The organism is Oceaniferula marina (assembly GCF_013391475.1).
Taxonomy (GTDB): domain Bacteria; phylum Verrucomicrobiota; class Verrucomicrobiia; order Verrucomicrobiales; family Akkermansiaceae; genus Oceaniferula; species Oceaniferula marina.
The window spans coordinates 941,308-960,932 of the sequence record NZ_JACBAZ010000001.1 but is presented as its reverse complement, the minus strand read 5'-3'; the positions used below and the strand labels follow the sequence as shown (position 1 = coordinate 960,932).

Below are 19,625 nucleotides of genomic sequence, written 5' to 3'. Positions count from 1 at the left end.
GAGACTTATGAAATTGACCGTTTTGGCTTTGCTGCTGGGTGCCTCGTCAGGCATGGGGCAGAATCTTTTGACGAATGGAAGTTTTGAGTCGGCTGCCGACACCAGCTTCAATGGATACAACTACAACCGGACAACGGAGGTCTCGCCCTGGACGATTGACCGGTCGAGTTCTCAGTGGTCGGTGGCGCGGGTGAACCAGGCCTATTGTGATTCGGCAGCCGTCCAGACCGGCCCCTTGCTTGGCTCGGCTGGTATGTGGTTGAGTGCGAATGGGGTGATTCAGCAGGATGTCGGTGTCAGCTTTGCTTCCTCGGGGTCGGGAGATTACACATTCAAGGTTAAGATTGGTCAGAGTTCCAATTTTACCGCGACGAACCAACTAACGATGGCGATCCTGGATGGATCTGGAACCGTGCTCACTAGCCGAAGTCTAACATCGTTAAGTCCGGGTGATGATCTGGTGGAGTTCTCGCTCGGATACACATCGAGCGGATCGGAAAATGGCAACGTGCAAGTCCGTCTGCAATCCGGGGCAGGCAACACGAATGGTGTCTTTGTTATTGATGACGCCAGTTTGACATTCGAAGCGTCTGGATCGGTAAGCAATTCGGAGCAATTGGTGGAACCTGTCGTCTGGGTGGGGGTGGATACCCAGCTTGGCCCAGGTGGGACGGTGAAAAAATACTGGCAGCATCGTCATGACCAGATTGCTGAACGTGGGGCTTCCAAGTCGGGCGTTTTATTTGTTGGTGACTCCTTGACGGATCTGATGTGCACTGAGCTTTCGAATGCGACCGGCCCCAGGGTCTTGATCGATTCCCCGCACAAGCCGACGTATGAGTCGGTCTGGACCTCGCGCTACAAGCCGGCGAATTACGGTATTGCCGGGCAGGTCACTCAAAACGTGCGCTGGCAGATTGCGAATGGCTTGTATGGGGCAGGATCGAAGCCAAGAGTGATTTCGTTGATGATCGGAACCAACAACCTGCACCAGAACGCCCTAGGCAGTGGTTCCTCTCCAACGGCCTTGACGGATGCTGAGAACCAACTCGACACCGTGGCCGGCATCAAGGCCGTGGTGAATGACCTGAAGGCATGGAGCCCGGGGACAAGCATTCTTTTGCATAGTTTGCTTCCTCGTCATTTGAATGGTTCGGATCCGGTGTCGAACAGCTTGGTGGAGAATGTGAACGCGGATGTGGCACTCTGGGCCTCCTCCCAGGAACATGTTGAGTATGTGGATCTCTATCCACACTTCTCGGATGGTAGCGGGGGTATCCAAACCCAGCTCTACGATAGCGACCAGTTGCACCTGAGCACGGCGGGTTATGAAAAATGGTTTTCCGTATTGAAACCTTTGGTGGATGCCGAGCTTCCGTCGGGTCCGGATTACCTCCGTCATTTGAATATTCCGGTCAGGCGGTCGACAATTCCTGCGCGCCCCGACTATCAAAATATCAGCGGCAGGGCGGGAACCTTCGGATGGAATACGGTGGATACGAGTGAAACTTGGAACGAGGCATTCGAGCGATCACGGGGAACGGCACCCACACAAGAGGCCGAAATTGTATTTCTCGGTGACTCCGTTACCATGGCCTGGGGCAGTGTTGGCGGGCGGACGCAAACGTTTAGCCGCGGTAGCGCCACTTGGGCGGCATCCAACTATGATCAATACAGCGCGGTGAATGCCGGTATGTCCGGAGACCAGACCCAGAACCTGCTGTGGCGAATTGAGAACGGTCAGCTCGATGGTATTGGAAAACCCAAGATGTTTGTCGTCATGATCGGAACGAACAACCGTGAAGGGATCTTGCTTGGTGGGGAGTTGGTCTTCAATCCGGGTGGAGCGCAATCGTCGCAAGAAATTGCCGATGGTGTGTTGATGGTCGTGCAGCGTTTGCAGGCCCTCTACCCTCAGGCTCACATCGTTTGTCAGGGGATCTTGCGAGGGGCGAACCATGCCGACCCTGAGCGAATCGCTGTGACTGAGGCCAATGCCATTGTGCAAGCTGCCTTTGAGCGTGATACGAATCCGTATTTGCACTACTTCGACACCAATGATTTTTTCATCGATCCGTCGTCTCCCAATGAGGCCTATGATGCCAGTATGCATGTGGGTGATAATGTTCATCCTAACAATGCAGGCTACACGGCCTGGGCTGCGGCCTTGCAGCCATACATCGATCGATATGTTAAAGGAGATAACTCAGCTCATTTCAACGCCGGAGTTCCTGATGTGGATTTGTCTGCGTGGCAAGAAGAAGTTTCAAGGGGGACAACGGCTGCCGTGACTCATTTTGCCGCGGTCCCACAAAATGCCGGGCAATCAGTCGACTTGTCCGGGATCTCGGGGGAGGCGAGTTATGAGTTTTTGATTCGCGCGGAGGACCTTTCTCAGGCCTCGGCGATTTTGTTGAGTGAGCCCGGTGCCAGTCTTCGAGTTGAGCAATGGAACCAGTCGGGGCGCATGGGCCTGACCTGGGGAGGGGATCACCAGTTCACCCCTCTTTATGGAACCAGTGTGTCGTCACCTTATGGAGGAATTCACCATTTGGTGCTGCAAGTGCATGCCGATGACAGCTTCAGTCACCTCTTTCTTAATGGTGAGTTGGTGGGTGTGCTGAACCGGGCCTACACGTTCTCATCTTCCACGGCTCTCCTTGCCAGTGTTAGGGGAGAGCCGTTGGGACAGGACGGTGCGGATGTTGTGTTAGGTTTTGCGGCTTATAATCGTTTGCTCCCGCGCGCGGAAATTCAATGTCACCATCGTGCTGCCTTTTGTTATGAATTACCGAAGGTTGAATTCTCCGTGTGTCCGCAGGATTTGCAGCTATATCCAAGGACTTCTGCAAACCTCGATCCGGTGAACGTGCCGGTGTCGGGTGAGGTGCTCGAAGCCGGGTATGATTCCGTGTTTATTCGACGCTATCGCAATGGCGTGGTGGATGGCAGTGATGTATCGGTTCCTTTGGCTTACTCGGAAGGACGCGCCAGTTTTCATCTCAGCCCGACGATTCTTCCCGAATTGGCCCAGTATCGTTTGGCTGTTTTCCTGCGCAAGGGAACGGAAGAGGTCTTGGTGCATGTCGCTAACAATCTCGTTGCTGGCGACGTGTATTTGTTGCAGGGGCAAAGCAATGCGTATGCCCGGAGCTGGAATGGATCGGCCAACGAAAACCTGGGGCCTTTTTTGCGTTCTTATGGAACCAATCCGATTTTTCAATTTGGCGAATCATCGAATGAAGAAGCTCTGCGAGCTGCCTATACGGTGGCCGATCCGTCATGGCATTACGCCATTGCCGACGAGGATGTGGACAATGCGGACGATGATCGTTCCCGAGGGCATATTGGGCAACTGGCAGCTCGGATCGGAGCCAGATTGATAGAACAACACCAGGTCCCCGTCGCCGTGATCAGTGGGGCTCACGGAGGAAAGCAGCTTTCCTTTTTTCAACGGAACGACAGTAAAGCGAGTGATTTGAAAACGAACTACGGTCGCTTGCTTTGGAAGTGCCGGCAGGCCGGAGTGGAGGGGACGATTCGGGGACTGGTTTTTTGCCAGGGGGAGACCGACGACGGCATCATCCATGGTAAGGTGGGAGGATCGCAGACACCCGAGGGATACAATGCAGCCTTTGCTTCTTTGTATGACGATTGGCAGCAGGATTTTCAAATCACCCATCACTATGCGATTCAAATCCGACCGAAGTGTTATGATTGGGTAGTCCCCGAGGATACCCGCTTGCGGGATTACCAGCGCCGATGGGCGGATGAACATGCGCGTTTCTCGGTTTTTTCCTACAATGCAATCAGTGGCCAGCTCGACGGAGATTTTTGTCATTACGATTACCTCAATGGATATCAGACGATGGGGGATCAGATTGCACGGGCGATGGACAGGGATCTTTATGGGGTGACCGGGGTGAGCAACGTGGATGCTCCGAACCCGCGCAAGGTGGCATTCTCTAATGATGCAAAGTCGGAACTCACGGTGATGATGCTGCAAACCGGAGACACCTTGTTGGCGGACGCTGGTGTGGCTCAGTATTTCCAGTTGGAACAAGCTGATGGCACGGCCATTGCATCGCCATCAGTGACGGGCGTGACGGTGGATGGGCATACCTTGCTATTGAATCTGTCCGGGCCAGCTCCTGCCAATGCTACGCGTCTTGGATTTAAATCGCATAAGCTGGAATCCTCAGGCGATCACTGGGTGACCAATGCCAACGGGGTTGGGATGTTGACCTTCAGTGAGAGTATTGCACAGTCATTGACGCCTGTAGAGCTGTGGCAGCGTGATGTCCAGGGGGTTCCTCCCGGATCGGATACTAGCACTGACGGTGACAAGGACGGGCTGGATGAATTGCTCGAGCATGCCCTAGGCCAGGATCCCGCTGAGGTGTCTAATGGGTTGGAGGCATTGCCTCATCTAACCTATGTCGAACATTTGGGAAGTGATTACCCGGCCTTACAGTACCAGCGGCCAGCCGGGATGACTCATCTCAACTATATTGTGCAATGGAGTGATGATCTGGTGAACTGGTCTCCCGCCGCTGAGCATCTGGCCCCCGAAGCGATTGTTCGTGGCGGAGTGGGTGAAATAGTGACGGTGCGATCGCTGTATTCTTCTGCGTCGTTGTCCAGCCGCCAGTTTCTCAGATTACTAGTCTCCGAACGTCCTTAGTTATGTTGTCATCACGCCTATTTTCGTCGTTTATCTCACTGCTTCATCCGATCACGTTCTCCAGCATCACGATCTGTGTTGCCTCATGGGTTCTTTTTACTAGCACCTCGGGTGAGGCCGGAATTGTTCCGCTCCCTGCTTCGATTGAAATCCGGCAGGGGAGCTACTCTCTGAGTGGGGAAGTGATTTACCAATGTCCCGAGGAGTGGGTGCCTGCGCTGGAACTGGGGCTGGCCAGATTGTCTGCACATTCGACCTTGGACTTAAAAAAGGGAGCCAGTGCGATCGTGAAAGTCAGTAAGGATGCCAAGCTTCCCAAGCGGGAAGCCTACACTCTCGAGGTGAATGCTCAGGGCATTGAGGTCAAAGCACGCAGTGAAGCTGGTGTGTTTTATGCCTGCCAGACCTTGCTGCAGGCGATTCAGCAGAATGTCTATGACCCGGGTAAGGAATGGAAATCTCTCACCGTGCCCCAGATGCTGGTGGAAGATACTCCGCGTTTTGCTTGGCGTGGTTTAATGCTGGACTCGTCCCGCCATTTTCAGACGGTGGAGGAGGTGAAGCGATTCATCGATTTGATGGCCGTGCATAAATTGAATGTGTTTCATTGGCATCTCACCGACAGTCATGGCTGGAGGTTTGAATCGAAAAAATATCCTGAACTAACGAAAAAGGGAGCCTGGAGGATGCAGCCAGGATATCCGGAGAAAGGAAAAAACCGGCGATATGGAGGCTTCTACACTCAGGCTGAGATTAAGGAGGTGATTGCCTATGCCAAGGAGAGAATGATCACGATTGTTCCGGAGATTGATATGCCGGGGCATTGTTTTGCGATGGTCGCTGCTTATCCTCAGCTCGGCTGTCTGGGCAAACCCCAAGAGGTTTCTCATTTTTTTACTTACCCCGCGGTTGCTCAGAAGTTTCCGAACGTCAAGGGAACGGATGTGCTCTGTGTAGGCAAGGATGAGACACTGAAGGTTTGCAGGAACATTCTCGACGAGGTGATGGAGCTCTTCCCTTCGAAGTTCATTCATATTGGTGGGGATGAGGTGAACAAGTCTCATTGGAAGCGTTGCTCTCAATGCCAGAAGCATATGAAAACCAATGGGCTCGCCAATGAACACGAGCTGCAGAGTTGGTTTATCCAGCAACTTGATCATTATATTACGCAAAAGAACCGGCGCATGATCGGCTGGGATGAGATCCTCGAGGGAGGATTGGCAAAAAATGCCACGGTGATGTCGTGGCAGGGGGAGCATGGAGGAATCAAGGCCGCGAAAATGGGGCATGATGTCGTGATGTCCCCGCAAACATACATTTACCTCGACCACGGACAATCACACAGTCCGCTGGAGCCACCTCACTGGCCGGGTCATAAACCGCTCGATCGCGTCTACTCCTACCAACCGGTGCCGAAGTCTTTGAACGACCAAGAGGCGTCACATATTATCGGAGTCCAGGCAAACGTCTGGACTGTATTCATCCACGAAAATTGGTTGCTGGATTTGCAGACCTGGCCGCGGGCCGCTGCCCTTGCTGAAGTAGGCTGGACACCTCAGGCATTGAGGAAATGGGATGACTTTTATCAACGTATGTCTGTTAGCCATCGCAAACGGCTTGATGCTCTCGGCGTGAACTACTGGTGGGAGAATGCGAAACCGATTGGAGAGTGGAAGCCGGAAGGCTTGAAGTCTGACAGTCAGATCAGCGAGCTAAGTTATGACATGACCAAACTGATCGAAGCGGGGCAATCATCCGACATCCATATCGTGTTCCAATACAAGCGTGGAGCCCATGCTCTGCGTATCGAGTCGGTGGCCCTGCTCGAGAACGATCGCGTGCTGTCCGAGGATCGGCACAAGGGGGTGGCTGGTTCGACCCACAAGAGAAACCGATACACGATCCCAGCGTTTACTCCTCGCAAAGGGGCTCGTTATGTCCTGCATGTGAAAGCCTACGGTGATCAAGGGGCTGACTCCCATGGAGTACTGACCATGTCCAAGGTGCAAACGAAACGGGTGAAATAGCTCTCAGGATTCCCCAGCAAAGAGAAATAAATTTGGAAGTCCGGATACTTGGGTTTGGTCTGGAGTTTGTTATGTGTGACTTTGTTTTAAATTTAGTGAGTTTTTTGTTGATTTCCAGTTTTTGGTTTGCTAATTAGAACTCGGTTTCAGAATTTCGGTGTTTAATGCTTTGCTGATGGATCGGCATCATTTCGTTCCGTATTCAATAAACTGCTTCGTATGTCCGGGTGTTCGTAAAGCACCCTTAATCTAACAAATAAAAATATGAACAAACAAATGATCGCGGCGTTGTCCGCAATAACTGTCAGTTTCGCTGGCACCGCCACCGCAGCAACCATCGCTTTCGATATTGGGCCCTTAGGACTTTTGGACGGAGACGGGGGGCTTGACCAGAGCACATTGTCAGATGGCAATGTGTGGAACATTTTCGGCCGTGTAGGCGGAGGTGTGGATCTAGGCGGCGTACAGGACACGAATGGCAACGAGACTGCTATCACGATGCGAGCTGCAGGTGTCAGTGGCCGGGATGGAAATTCTACACTCAATGCCGGTTGGGGCGGCACCGTGCCGCAAACGGTGGTCGACTCTTGGTATTTTAGAGATGGGGTAGGAACCATGTCCTTCGTTTTGAAAGGGTTTGATCCAGGTTCGGCTTGGGATATTGATGTGATTGATTCTTTTAAAACGGGCACGGGAGCGAATACGATCGACATCCAGGTTAACGGCTTGTTTGCTGATGGCAGCGTGGGACCTAGTGCAACGACCGATGGGGACGGTTGGCGCAGGAGAGAGGACGGCTGGGATAATGATGCGGTGCTTTCATTTGATGGTTTCACGGCTGATCAAAATGGCGAATTTGTCATCACTCTCAGCGGCGGGAATCCGACGATCCAGGGGCTGGTGTTGACCGCGGTTCCCGAACCTTCATCTTCAGCGCTTGTTGGCATTGGAGGGCTGGCTTTGATTCTCCGCCGCCGCAAATAAGTGGGGGATTTCAGCTTCATGTCAAATGTGTGTGTTATCCGCATCCGGATTTGCGCCGGGTGTGGATTTTTTTCACCTCGTTAAAGAAGTTTCAACCGTTTAAATTGTCGGCATCCGTTTCCTTCCGAGCGTATTGGTTGACCAGACTGCCTGAATAGTAAGTAAGTCAGATCCCATGAAAAAGTTATTGAAAGCGTTGTGTGCATGTCTGTCGTTAGGTCAGGCGGTAGCGGCCACCTTTGTCGGGGTGGATTCGGTTGCCAACTCGCAGTGGAGAACGCAGGCTCAGTTAGAGCTGGATGGTGAGTATGGAACGGAGGGCTATCTCATCTATGGCCTGAAGCGTGCGGATGGAACCTACGACGCCGGCTATGATGTTTCTTCCTTGTTTGGCAAGGATGTGTCTTCCGACCATGAGCTGGCTCTGCCTTCATTTATCTCGGATGTTGCAGGTAATGCCAAGGCCATGTGGTCGGGTAATGGTAATTTCGGGATGCTGGAAAATCCAGCGAATGGGAATGCATTGGAAAACGTTCCCCTATTGGTTGAGAATCAGGCTTCGGGAGAAGTGTTCACGCTCAAGGGCTCAGCCCATCAGGCGTATCGACTGACGGTTATGTTTGCCGATGGTGACGGAAAGTTGGCATCGTGGGGGATGTCGGTACGTGATGCTTCGGGGGAGACGTCGATGGTTCCCGATTACGTATTCACGCAGACGTCCCGGCTTGCTTATGCCGTATGGGATGTGGTGTCGGATGCTGCTGGTGAGGTCCGGGTGGCAGTGAATGCGAGTAATCATTTTTCGATCACGGGTTTTGCTTTTGATCTTCAGCCTGTATTCCCAGTGGTGACGAGTAGGGGGGCGACGGATATAAAAAGTTCAACGGCGAATTTGCCTGGTGAGTTGGTTTACGATGGTGGCCATTCAACTCGGGTCTGGTTGTGTTGGGGGGATGAAGACGCCGGTGAAGCGTTGCAGGATTGGGATGATCAACGAGATCTCGGGGTGCTGGGTGAGTCCGTTCTGGAAGAGGGAGTGAGCGCATTGGCGGTTGGGAGCACTTATTATTTCCGTTACCATGCCGTAAATGCCAAGGGGAGCGATTGGAGTGATGTGCAGTCATTTACGCCCCGCCTTCCACAAGTCACGATTTCGGGTGGCCAGGAAATCGAAGGGGCGACAGGGCTGACTGAAATTCAATTTTTATTGACGCTTTCTTACGCCTTGGATGAGGATATTACCTTGGATTATGACCTTGGTCATATCACAACGGACGCCCAGGATTTTACTCCGGTGTCGGGGCAAGTGACAATCCCGGCCGGGCAGACGACGGCAGTGATCTCAGTCTGGGTTAACGGTGATGGAGATGAGGAAATTGATGAAATTTTTTCTTTGAGTTTTTCTCCTGTGCCCGGAGTTGAGGTGCCAAGCGAACCCGTTGAAGGAGTGATTTTATCGGATGATGGTCAGCATCTTTCTCCCGTAGATGTCCTTGCCGATGCTTCGGCCGGATTACTTTATGTTGCCGCCAATGGGGCGAAGAAGGTCGTCGTGGTGGATGCCGTTACGGAGCGTTTGTTGAGGAATATCGCACTGCCGGATGCTCCGAATGGGATGTGTTTGAATGTTTCAGGTTCACGCTTGTATGTGGCAGCCGGTGGTAGTGCAGGGAAGATTCATGTGGTCGATACCGCAAGTTATGAGGTTTTATATTCATGGCCGGTCGGGCATACGCCGATGTCTCCCTGCCTGAGTCCGGATGGCTCGCGGTTGTATGTGTGTAATCGGTTTAATGACATGGTCTCGGTTCTGGATGCGTCGGCTGGGTCCCTGTTGGCGAACATCCCGGTTGAACGGGAACCTCATGCCGCAGTGTTGTCGCCGGATGGCGGTAAATTGTTTGTTGCCAATTTGTTAGCTGTGGGGCCGGCGACATCGAGTCAGGTGGCCGGGCATGTTTCGGTGATTGATACCTCGACGCGATCGGTTTCGAACTCGATTGCTTTGCCCACGGGTTCTCATTCCCTGCGGGGCTTGGCAATGGCTCCGGGTGGGGGCTCGCTCTATGTTACACACGTTTTGTCCCGCTACTATATTCCAACGACTCAAGTGACACGGGGGTGGATTAATACGAACGCCCTGTCGGTTATTGATCCTGCAAGTGAAGCCCGAGTGAATACCGTGCTCTTGGACGACATGGATGAGGGCGCCGCCAACCCATGGGGCGTGGCTTGTTCCCCGGATGGTGCATGGCTCTGTGTCGCACATGCTGGCACACACGAGCTCAGTGTGATTGACCGGGGGGCGATGGAGGCCAAATTGGCGGCAAGTTCAGACGATGCCAGTAAGGACCTTGCCTGGATGGCGGGGATTCGTCGGCGTGTGGCTCTCAGAGGAAACGGTCCTCGCGGTATAGCGATTATGTCAGGCAAGGTATTTGCTGCAGAATATTTCAGTGACTCGCTGGCTGTGGCTGAAATGGCGGGAACGACAAGCCACGGGCGTGAGGTCACAATTGGTTGGAAGAAGCCGGCGGATGAAATTCGAAAAGGGGAGATGTATTACAATGATGCCACCTTGTGTTTACAAAAATGGCAGAGTTGCGCGAGTTGCCATCCAGACGGGCGCAGTGACGGCCTGAATTGGGATCTGCTTAACGACGGATTTGGTAATGCTAAAAACAGCAAAAGTCATGTGACTTCCTGGAATACCGCTCCGGCTATGGTCACAGGTATTCGGGCCGATGCCGCGGTGGGGATTCGGGCGGGCTTGCGTTACATCCAGTTTGTCAATCGGGATGAGTCCTATGCTGAAGCGATCGACCGCTATTTTGAGTCGATGAAACCAACTCCCAGTCCCCATCTGGTGGATGGTGAGTTGAGCGAGAAAGCGTTGCGTGGTAAGCAGCACTTCCAGTCTTCGGGTTGCATCAACTGCCACAGTGGTCCGAATTTCACGGACCAGAAAAAATACAACGTCGGAACCGGAACAGGGAGTGAAACGGGGAAGGCCTTTGATGTGCCGTCGCTGGTCGAGCTTTGGCGTTCCGCTCCCTACCTTTACGATGGTCGGGCGGCGACGGTCAGGGATGTGATGGATACTCATGGACATGGGAATACAGACGGACTGTCTCAAGAAGAAATAGATGAACTTGTAACCTACCTGCTTTCCTTATGAACATACGTAAACGCTATCAATCGATGCTAACCGCCCTCATGTTGGGAGGCGGTATGGGAGTTGCCGTGGCGGAGTTGCCGGCGATGGTCCAGAATCATAAGATTCTCTATGTGGTGCGCAAGCAGTATGCTCCGGACCACCATAACACGCATACGATGTTTCCTTCGGCGGCTAACGAATACAACAATGGCAGTTACGCAGGGGGTAGCAGTGCGCTCAAGGTTTATGATCCGGCAACCGGCGGCATCAGCACGATTCTAAGTGCCGGAGCCGACGGCGTGGTTCGCGACCCCTGCGTGCATTTTGATGGCGAGCGGATTCTGTTTTCATGGAGGAAGAGCACGAGTGAGTCATATAATATTTGGGAGATTCGCAGCGATGGTAGTGGACTGCGTCAGCTGACATTCATGCCGGATGTCGATGACTTGGACCCGATTTATATGCCTGATGGTGACATCGTGTTCAGCTCTGGGCGGGAGCCGAAGTATGTGATGTGCAACAAGCACCTATCGTATAACCTTTACCGGATGAATGCCGATGGATCGAATATTTTGCAAATAGCAAACAGCACCTTGTATGAAGGGCATCCCAGCCTCATGCCCGACGGACGCATCATGTATGACCGTTGGGAGTATGTGGACCGCAACTTCGGTGATGCCCAGGGGCTCTGGGTGACTGATCCGGACGGAACCGGGCATGCAATTTACTACGGCAATAATACCAGCAGTCCGGGTGGAGTTATTGATGGACATGCGATCCCCGGCACCCAGCAAACGGTTTGTGTGTTTGGGTCCTGCCATGACCGCCCATGGGGAGCGATTGCTATCATCGACCACCGTTTGGCCCGGGACGGCAAGGATGCAGTTGTGAAAATCTGGCCTGCCTCGGCGATTAACAAGGTTTATAACAATGGAAGTGTTGGCGCGGTGACATCGGCCTTTGACGCTTTTAAGTCGGTCAATCCGAAACATGAAGATCCGTTTCCGGTTCTCGACCCGGAGACAGGTAGTGGAGGGCGGTATTTCCTCTGTTCCCGCGATGTGGGTGGAGGTCATATGGCCATTTACTTGCTGGATGCCGAAACCGGTGGCTCCACGCTGGTTCACGATGAAGGAGCGGGTTCCGTTGGTTGTTTTGACCCGATGCCTCTGGTGCCCCGGGCGAAGCCCAATGATGTTACGGTTCCTCGGAAATATGACGATACCCCTGGACGCTTTTACGTTGCCGATGTGTATGAAGGAACGCACATGCAGGGGATCAATCGAGGTGATGTCAAATGGTTACGTGTGGTGGAGTCGCCCGAGAAGCGTTTTTTTACCTTGAAAGGTTGGGGCGGACAGGGATTCCAAGGGCCTGCGGTCAACTGGGATAATTTTGAAACCAAGCGGATTCTGGGGACTGTTCCGGTTGAAGATGACGGCTCGGCTCATTTCGAAGTTCCACCCCATCGTTTTGTATTTTTCCAGCTATTGGATGAAAATAAGATGATGCTGCAATCCATGCGTTCGGGGACGATCATTCAACCCGGGGAAAGCCAGGGTTGCATCGGCTGCCACGAATCACGGGACCAGGCTCCACACTATCCCGGGTCCCAGATGCCGCTGGCCTTACGCAGATCTCCAAATACGATGAATGGGTGGCAGAGTGAAGCTGCCAAGGTGTTTAATTACATTACGGATGTTCAACCTGTCCTGGATACCCATTGTGTTTCGTGTCACGACTACGGTGGAGATTCTCCATTGTTAGCCGGTGACAAGGGTGTTGTGTTCAATGCAAGCTACGCGGCACTTTACCGGGCATCGTTCGCTGGATCCCAGTGGGGATACACAGGGCCGCCGGGGCCGGACCTGCAGCCATTCAGCAGGCAAAATCCTGGGGGGCTCATAAGAGCAAATTGATTGAGACCATTCGCTCGGGTCATCACGGGGTATCTCTCTCGGGTTCTGATTTTGAGCGACTGGCCACTTGGGTCGATTTGAATGCGCCTTACTATGGACGTTACACCAGTAATTTTCCAGGCAATGAAAGTGGTCGCTCTCCATTGACAGATGGTGAACTCAACACCTTGATCAGTTTGACCGGAGTCAATGTGAAAAACATCAAAGGGCTCGGGGAGCAGGTGTCCTTTGACCGTCCAGCATCGAGCCCTTGCCTGAGTGGCGTGACGGGGGATGCCTATGACCAGGCGCTCGCCTTGATTCAGGCAGGCAAATCCAGATTGGAGTCGGTGACGCGTTCGGACATGGCCGAGTATGTGATGTCGGCGGGAATCGATCTTTGGCGGGAAGAGAAATACCAACACCGCAGACAACGGGAAACAATGAATCGGGCCGCGATGGCTGGAGATGGTTTGGTTTATGACTACCAGGGGCTTCTGGCCATTGCTCAGTATGCACCTGAAGGAGTGGATGGAATCTCATCGCGAATCCAGGGGAGTGTCCTTTATAGCGGGAATGATGAAGAGGTTGATATTATTCTGGTGTGGGGTTCCCAGGATATGGGGGATGATCTCAACGCATGGGAAAACAACACGGCCATTGGAAGTCAGCCTGTCGGAGATTTCGATTACCTCTTGGGAGGACTGACTCCAGGACAGCCTCTTTATTATCGTATTTTTGCAAGCAATTCTGATGGGAACACCAACACCCATACCAGTGGAAGTTTCGAGACTCGGTCGTTGATTGATCTGGATGCGGATGGAATGTCGGATTCTTGGGAGCGCTCCTTTTTCGGAGGACTTGATATCTGTCATGCGAACAGTGACTGGGATGGGGACGGTCAATCCGATGCCCAGGAATACCATAGTGGAACGGACCCGTCGGATCCGAATTCATCGATGCGTGTGATTGCTTTTCAGTCCATCGCTTCTGACCAACATCGCTTGAGTTGGAAGAGCGAGGAGAAAGTGAGCTACGAGATTTGGGGAAGCCAGGACATGAAGCATTGGGTGCAATTGACCAGTGGCTTGCAAGCTACACCTCCGGTTAATACGGAAGACCTTGACCTTGCTGATGACGCTTCCTATTTCTTCCGTGTGCATGCCCAGCATGCGGAACGTTAAGCTTGAGGCGCGTTTTTTATAACGTTTTGTTCTTTTTCTTCCGGGGGGGCTGCTTGCGTCGGTGGCTGTCAGGGTTGACAAAGATGATTTTACACTTGCTGTTTGTTTTGAGGGACTCCGCTCGCCGGCGGTTACTGACGGTGTCATCCAGAATGAGAGCGCGAACGGGTAAGGATGAGAGCAGGTGAACAGGGGGAGTTAGGTTGGTTTTTTTTGAGTGAAGAAGAATGCCGTCAGGGTTGCCTGATAGATTCGCCGTGCGGTTTTTTTCTGAGTAATGAAACTGGAGCGGAGGGGCAAATCTTCCGCTTGGTTTGTTGTATTTTTTTAGAAAATAATGAATGAGTTTACAGTGTTCTTTATTGGATTTGATCTTGGCGTCATAGTGTAGCATGCTCAGGCTGATGTAGACTCGCTGCTTGCCGAGTTTTTTGATCAGTTGAACGGTCTCGTTTCCACTTAAAGGTCCTGGGATTGAAGCATATTGATCCGATAGCTTGATGAGTGTTTCGGCTTTATTCAGTCCACTTTGTTTGAGGTTGTTCGAGGCGAGGCGAAATTCTTGCCGAACAAAATGAGTGAAGCCGAGAGTGTAGAGGGCGTTCGGGTTGTCGGGGGTGGAATCAACGGATTGTTTTGCTGATTGCAGGGCTTTGTCGAAATCCAGTTGATCGAGTTCATAGCCGCTGTGGATTTGTAAAATCGATGACAGCTCCTCGTTCGCTTTTTGCCGGGCTTCCTGTTCGTTTAAAAGTTCGGCCATAGCCAGAGTGGTCATGCTGTTCGCATGTTCGGCTTTAGCTTGAGCTCCGATGGCGCGTTGTTCACTGGCTTGCAGGGAGTGAATGTAATAGGCGGTGGATGCCAGTAAGGCAACGATGGAGCTGAGTGCTAGGATGCAGGTGGTTTTGTTACGTTTAAAAAACAAGGCGGCTAACGTGACGGGGGAGGCTGACTCAGCCAGAGTGGCAAAGCCGTCCCGATACTGTTCGGCTTCCCGTTTGAGTTCGGCAGCGGAGTGATAGCGCTCAGCGGGATCGCTCGCCATTGCTTTGCTCAGGAGCGGGGTGAGTCGGCTTGGGATTTCCGGTCGGTTGAGAGCTTGGATCTTGCCTTTCCGGGTGAGATCGAGGGTTTCTTGTTGGTTGGCCCCCTCGATCGGAGCCTCCCCGGTGAGTAGGAAGTAGAGGATGGCTCCAAGCCCGAAAATATCAGAGCTTGGGTGCTTTGTGTATTCCGGGTTGGCTTTTTCGGGCGCCATAAAGCCGGGGCTTCCCTTGATGTAGCCTTGTTGCGTTTGACTTTTTTCTAAATCGTCAACTGGTCGTTTGGCGATACTTGATGCGAGCCCCCAGTCGCCTAACATTATTTGCCCTTGTTTGCCGAGGCTGATGTTGTTGGGTTTGAGGTCAAGGTGGAGGACATCGTGCTGGTGGGCGTAGGCAATGGCATCGCAGAGTTGGATGAAGATCTCCATTTTTTCCGGCAGGCTGGGTGCCTCCCGGATCTTATCGTTGAGCGTTTTTCCGCTGGTTAGCTCCATGGTGAACCATGGCGCTCCCTCGGTGATCCCCATGTCATATACCCGGATGATGTTAGGGTGTTCAAATCCCGAGGTGGTCTGTATTTCCCGGATGAAGTCGATTGCTTGCTCGAGGTCCAGGACATCATCCTTGATGCGGGCCATGGCGACATCCCGGGAACAGTGATTGTCCGTGACGCGGGACACTGATTTAATAGCCCCCTCGGCAATAAACCTCTCATTGCTGTAGCGGGTGGCACTCAATAATTCGACCTGACTGAGTGAGGCATCATAGAACTGAAGCAGTTTGTCGTTGTTCTCCGAATTGGCAACTGAGCGGTTCATGATCTATTCGAGCTCCTTTCTCATGCGGTTGATTTGGACAATGAGGCGTTCTTTCACTCTGTTTTTGATCCGGTAGACGGTGTTTTCCTGAAGTTCGAATTCCCGAGCCAAGGATTCGACGCTTTCACCATCGAGTGAGCGCTCGAAGATCGTGATACTTTGTTGGTTAAAGGATGCCCGCAGGTTCTGCATCGCCCGATTGGTGATGTAGGTTTTCCATTCGTGATCCATCAATTGGTCTAATTGCGGGCTTCCGGATGGGCTGTCATCGTGTGATTGAAAGTAGCTATCGATTCTCTTTTGTTCGTTTTTTCGAGAAGAAAAATAGGAGTAGGCGGTGTTGCGGATCACGGTGCAGAGCCAGGAACGGAATGATCCTTTCTCCGCTTGGTATTCAAACTCAGGTAATTGTTTCCAGAGTTTGAGCAATATGTCCTGACGCAGGTCCGAGGCGTCATCTGCACGGATGCCCAAACGGATCAGCACAGTGTAGATGTAGCCTTCGTAGTTTTGGGTAAAGGTCTCCCATGCCGCTTGGTCGTCTTGATCCTTGAGGCGCTCAATCAGAGTGTAGCGGGTGTGATCCATTGCTTGTAGGGGCTAGGCTGCACCCGAGCGAGGAATCCACTACCGTTCCTCTCTTGGATAAGATCGGTGAGGGGCTGATTAGCCGAACATCCCACGAAACGTCTGGCCTCCATCAGCGAGTCGGCAGAGAACCGCTTTCTGTGCGTGGAGTCGATTTTCAGCTTGTTGGAAAATGCTGTCGGCGTGAGCTTCGAGCACACGTTCGGTGATTTCCTTGCCCCGATAGGCTGGTAGACAGTGGAGGACGATATGAGAAGCGCAGGCGTGTTGGAGTAGTTCCTGGTTGACTTGGTAGTCTCCAAAAAGTTTTTCTTTTTCTTTTTGCCCTTCTTCTCCCATGGATAGCCAGACATCGGTATTGATGACTTGGGCATCCTTGACGGCTTCAATAGGGTCAGTCGTGATACTGACATTGGGTGCTTGAAGACGTTCAACGTATTGTTCTGTAGGGAGGCAGCCTTGGGGCGCTGCGATGCACAATTCGAATCCCAGTTCTTTGGCAGCCCACATCCATGAGCGGGACATGTTGTTGAATCCGTCACCGACAAAGGCCACTTTTTTCCCTTCCCATCCTCCGAGGCGCTCTTTGATGGTGAGCAGATCCGCAAGAATTTGGCAGGGGTGGGCATCGTCGGTCAGAGCGTTGATGGTGGGGATGGCAGAGTAGTTGGCAAAATCGACCACATCCTGCTGGTCGAAGGTGCGGATGATCGCTCCGTGAACCATGCGACCGAGAACGCGGGCGGTGTCCTTGATCGGTTCTCCTCGTCCCAGTTGGATGTCGTTCGATGAGAGAAACATGATCGAGCCCCCGAGCTCTCGCACTCCGACCTCGAAAGAAACGCGGGTCCGGGTGGATGATTTGGTGAAAATCATCGCCCAGGTTTGCCCTTTGAGCGGGAGCTTTTTATGGCCTCCGTTTTTGCGTTCGGCCTTGAGTTCAATGGCCAGATCAATCAGTCGATTGATGCGTTTTGCGGAGAGTTCTTCGATGGAAAGAAAATGAGTCATGATATGGGAGGTGAGAATGAGCGCTCAGTATTCAGTTTTTACAGAGCGAATCGAGGGTGTTTTTCAATATTTTCAGGGCTTCGTTGATTTCCTCGCTACTGACATTCAGGGGGGGGAGCAGGCGCAGGGTGTTGGGCCCTGCTGGGACCGTCAGGAGACCCTCACTCATGAGGGTCTGGCAAAGGGTTGGTGCCTCGAGCTGTTCGGGGTCGAGGGCGATGCCGAGAAGCAGACCTTTTCCTCTGATTTCGAGAATCACGGGGTGGTTCCAGGAAAGAATGATGTCCCGGATCTGTTGTTCCTGCTGTTTGGCGTGATCGGCAAGTTGCGAGTTCCGAATTTCTTCAAGCACCGCCAAGGCGGCGGCGCATGCGAGTGGGTTGCCACCATAGGTGGACCCGTGAGAGCCCGGGCCCATCAGCGAGGATAGTTCGGTGCCGTTCTGATCGATGATGCGGTCGCTGACGTAGAATGCCCCGATTGGAAAGCCACCACCCAGACCTTTGGCCCAGGAAATGGTGTCGGGCTGCAACTCAGGGCAGATGGCCTGCCAGCCCATCAGGCTGCCGGTCCGGCCAAGACCGCATTGGATTTCATCGAACATCAGCAGCAGGTCATGTTGCTGGCAAAGCTCGGCGAGGCCTCGGAGAAACTCGGGCCGGGCTTCATGGACGCCACCTTCACCCTGGATGGGTTCGAGCATGATGCCGACCGTTGTTTCACTGATGCAGGAGCGGAGGGCATCCAGATCGTTGAACGGGCAATAGCGGAAGCCGGGTAACATAGGATCGAACCCTTGCTGGATCTTGGTTTGGGCCGTGGCCGCCATCGAGCCGAGGGTCCGGCCGTGGAAGGATTGCTTGAAGGTGATGACCTCGTAGCGGGGGGAACCATCGGCCTGGGGACGGGCGTGGCCATAGCGACGGGCGGTTTTGATCATACCGTCGTTGGCTTCAGCTCCTGAATTACCGAAAAAGATCTTACCCGGGGTTTGGACAAAGTCTTCCACCAGTGTGCGAGCCAGTTCCTTTTGCTGCGGGATCTGGTAGAGGTTTGAACAGTGCATCAAGGTGGAGGCCTGCTTGGCGATGGCTTCGCTCAGGCTGGGATGGCAATGGCCAATGCTGCAGGTGGCAATACCGGCACAAAAATCGAGGTAGTCTGTGCCGTTTTCGTCCCATACTCGGGTTCCTTCGCCGCGGACCAGGGTGAGAGGGAAATTGGCATAGGTTGGTAATAGGTAGGACATAGACGTGCTTATTAGGTCGTTGGTATGAAGATTCAAGCATAGATATCGATGGCCGCTTGTCAAATACGGGCATTTCAAGGCTTGCATGATGGCTGCGAGAGCCTACATTGCGCGTGCCGCTCCCCGGACGGTCGCGGTCAGCTCAGCTTGTCTGATTTTGATCGAGGAAAGTCCGGACACCATAGGGCAGCGTGCCCTGCGAAAGCGGGGGACGGCCAGTTCAAGCTGGTCGGACGGAAAGTGCAGCAGAAAACAAACCGCCTTGATCCTTCGGGATTGAGGTAAGGGTGAAAAGGTGGGGTAAGAGCCCACCGCTCCAAGGGTGACCGAGGAGGCACGGTAAACCCCACGCGGCGCAAGACATAACAGGGGAAGGGTTGCCCGCCCGATCAGGATCCCCGGGTATTAGTCGCACCATCCCGCAAGGGAGGTTTTCTCTCTGTCTCCGGACAGGGTAGGATAAGATAAATGACCGTCCAGCTCCAGATTGTCTGGAGTGGACAGAATCCGGCTTACAGGGGAGCGGCCCCCTTTCTTTTGTTTTTGTTGGGTGTTGAGGTGTTGAGGTGTTGAGGTGTTGAGGTGTTGAGGTGTTGAGGTGTTGAGGTGTTGAGGTGTTGAGGTGTTGAGGTGTTGAGGTGTTGAGGTGTTGAGGTGTTGAGGTGTTGAGGTGTTGAGGTGTTGAGGTGTTGAGGTGTTGTCTGTGGCTGCGCTTGATGTGTGTGTTTGTTAGCTCGTGTTTATAGAATAATAAAAGATCTTTTATTGTTAGTTTGTTAGCTAATAAAATATATTTTATTATTTATTCTGAGGTGGTTTTTGTTGGTGGTTTGCTGTGAGTTAAACTCGGATTTGGTCTTTTGTTACTTTGTAACTTGTTCGTTTTGAGTTGTTTGTGTGTTTTTGTTGAGCTTGTCTTTGTGAAGTGTGAACGTCTGAGTTTTTGTATTTTTGTTAGTTTGAGTTTGGGGTTGTA

Annotated in this window: 10 protein-coding genes and 1 other RNA gene; 7 read left to right on the top strand and 4 right to left on the bottom strand. The window is 52.7% G+C overall.

The features are described from left to right. Window positions 1-7: 7 nt before the first annotated feature. The 6 genes from HW115_RS03840 (at window position 8) to HW115_RS03815 (ending at window position 13,934) form a co-directional block, all read left to right on the top strand. Window positions 8-4,684, top strand: a complete 4,677-nt coding sequence (locus HW115_RS03840) for a GDSL-type esterase/lipase family protein (protein WP_178931237.1) — start codon at window positions 8-10, stop codon at window positions 4,682-4,684. Between the two features lie 2 nt (window positions 4,685-4,686). Continuing rightward, a complete protein-coding gene (locus HW115_RS03835; protein ID WP_178931236.1) occupies window positions 4,687-6,711 on the top strand; it encodes a beta-N-acetylhexosaminidase in 2,025 nt (674 codons plus the stop codon). 264 nt (window positions 6,712-6,975) lie between these two features. Continuing rightward, on the top strand, window positions 6,976-7,695 hold the full coding sequence (locus HW115_RS19705) for a PEP-CTERM sorting domain-containing protein (protein ID WP_227021248.1): 720 nt from the start codon (window positions 6,976-6,978) through the stop codon (window positions 7,693-7,695). Between the two features lie 175 nt (window positions 7,696-7,870). After that, window positions 7,871-10,873, top strand: coding sequence for a c-type cytochrome (locus HW115_RS03825; RefSeq protein ID WP_178931235.1), 3,003 nt, complete (start codon window positions 7,871-7,873; stop codon window positions 10,871-10,873). Further along, the gene (locus HW115_RS03820; RefSeq protein ID WP_178931234.1) at window positions 10,870-12,771 is read left to right on the top strand and encodes an HzsA-related protein; all 1,902 of its coding nucleotides are present in this window, start codon (window positions 10,870-10,872) and stop codon (window positions 12,769-12,771) included. Before HW115_RS03825 ends, HW115_RS03820 begins: the two co-directional genes overlap by 4 nt. Continuing rightward, entirely contained in the window at window positions 12,768-13,934 is a 1,167-nt protein-coding gene (locus HW115_RS03815) for a hypothetical protein (protein ID WP_178931233.1), read from the top strand. Before HW115_RS03820 ends, HW115_RS03815 begins: the two co-directional genes overlap by 4 nt. 16 nt (window positions 13,935-13,950) lie before the next feature. Here the strand turns inward: HW115_RS03815 and HW115_RS03810 are convergent, their stop codons facing one another. From HW115_RS03810 to HW115_RS03795, 4 genes are all read right to left on the bottom strand, one after another. Beyond that, complete coding sequence (locus HW115_RS03810; protein WP_178931232.1) at window positions 13,951-15,801, bottom strand: serine/threonine-protein kinase; 1,851 nt, start codon at window positions 15,799-15,801, stop codon at window positions 13,951-13,953. 3 nt (window positions 15,802-15,804) lie between these two features. Beyond that, window positions 15,805-16,389, bottom strand: a complete 585-nt coding sequence (locus HW115_RS03805; RefSeq protein WP_178931231.1) for an RNA polymerase sigma factor — start codon at window positions 16,387-16,389, stop codon at window positions 15,805-15,807. A gap of 78 nt (window positions 16,390-16,467) precedes the next feature. Next, window positions 16,468-17,400: an ornithine carbamoyltransferase gene (gene argF, locus HW115_RS03800; protein ID WP_178931230.1), complete on the bottom strand. Its 933-nt coding sequence runs from the start codon at window positions 17,398-17,400 to the stop codon at window positions 16,468-16,470. A 31-nt stretch (window positions 17,401-17,431) separates the two neighbouring features. Further along, window positions 17,432-18,649 carry an aspartate aminotransferase family protein gene (locus tag HW115_RS03795; RefSeq protein ID WP_178931229.1) on the bottom strand — a complete coding sequence of 406 codons (1,218 nt, stop codon included), beginning with the start codon at window positions 18,647-18,649 and terminating at the stop codon, window positions 17,432-17,434. Window positions 18,650-18,764: 115 nt separating this feature from the next. Here HW115_RS03795 and rnpB point away from each other — a divergent pair. Beyond that, window positions 18,765-19,180: RNase P RNA component class A (gene rnpB, locus HW115_RS03790), an RNA gene on the top strand. The last annotated feature ends 445 nt before the right edge of the window (window positions 19,181-19,625 follow it).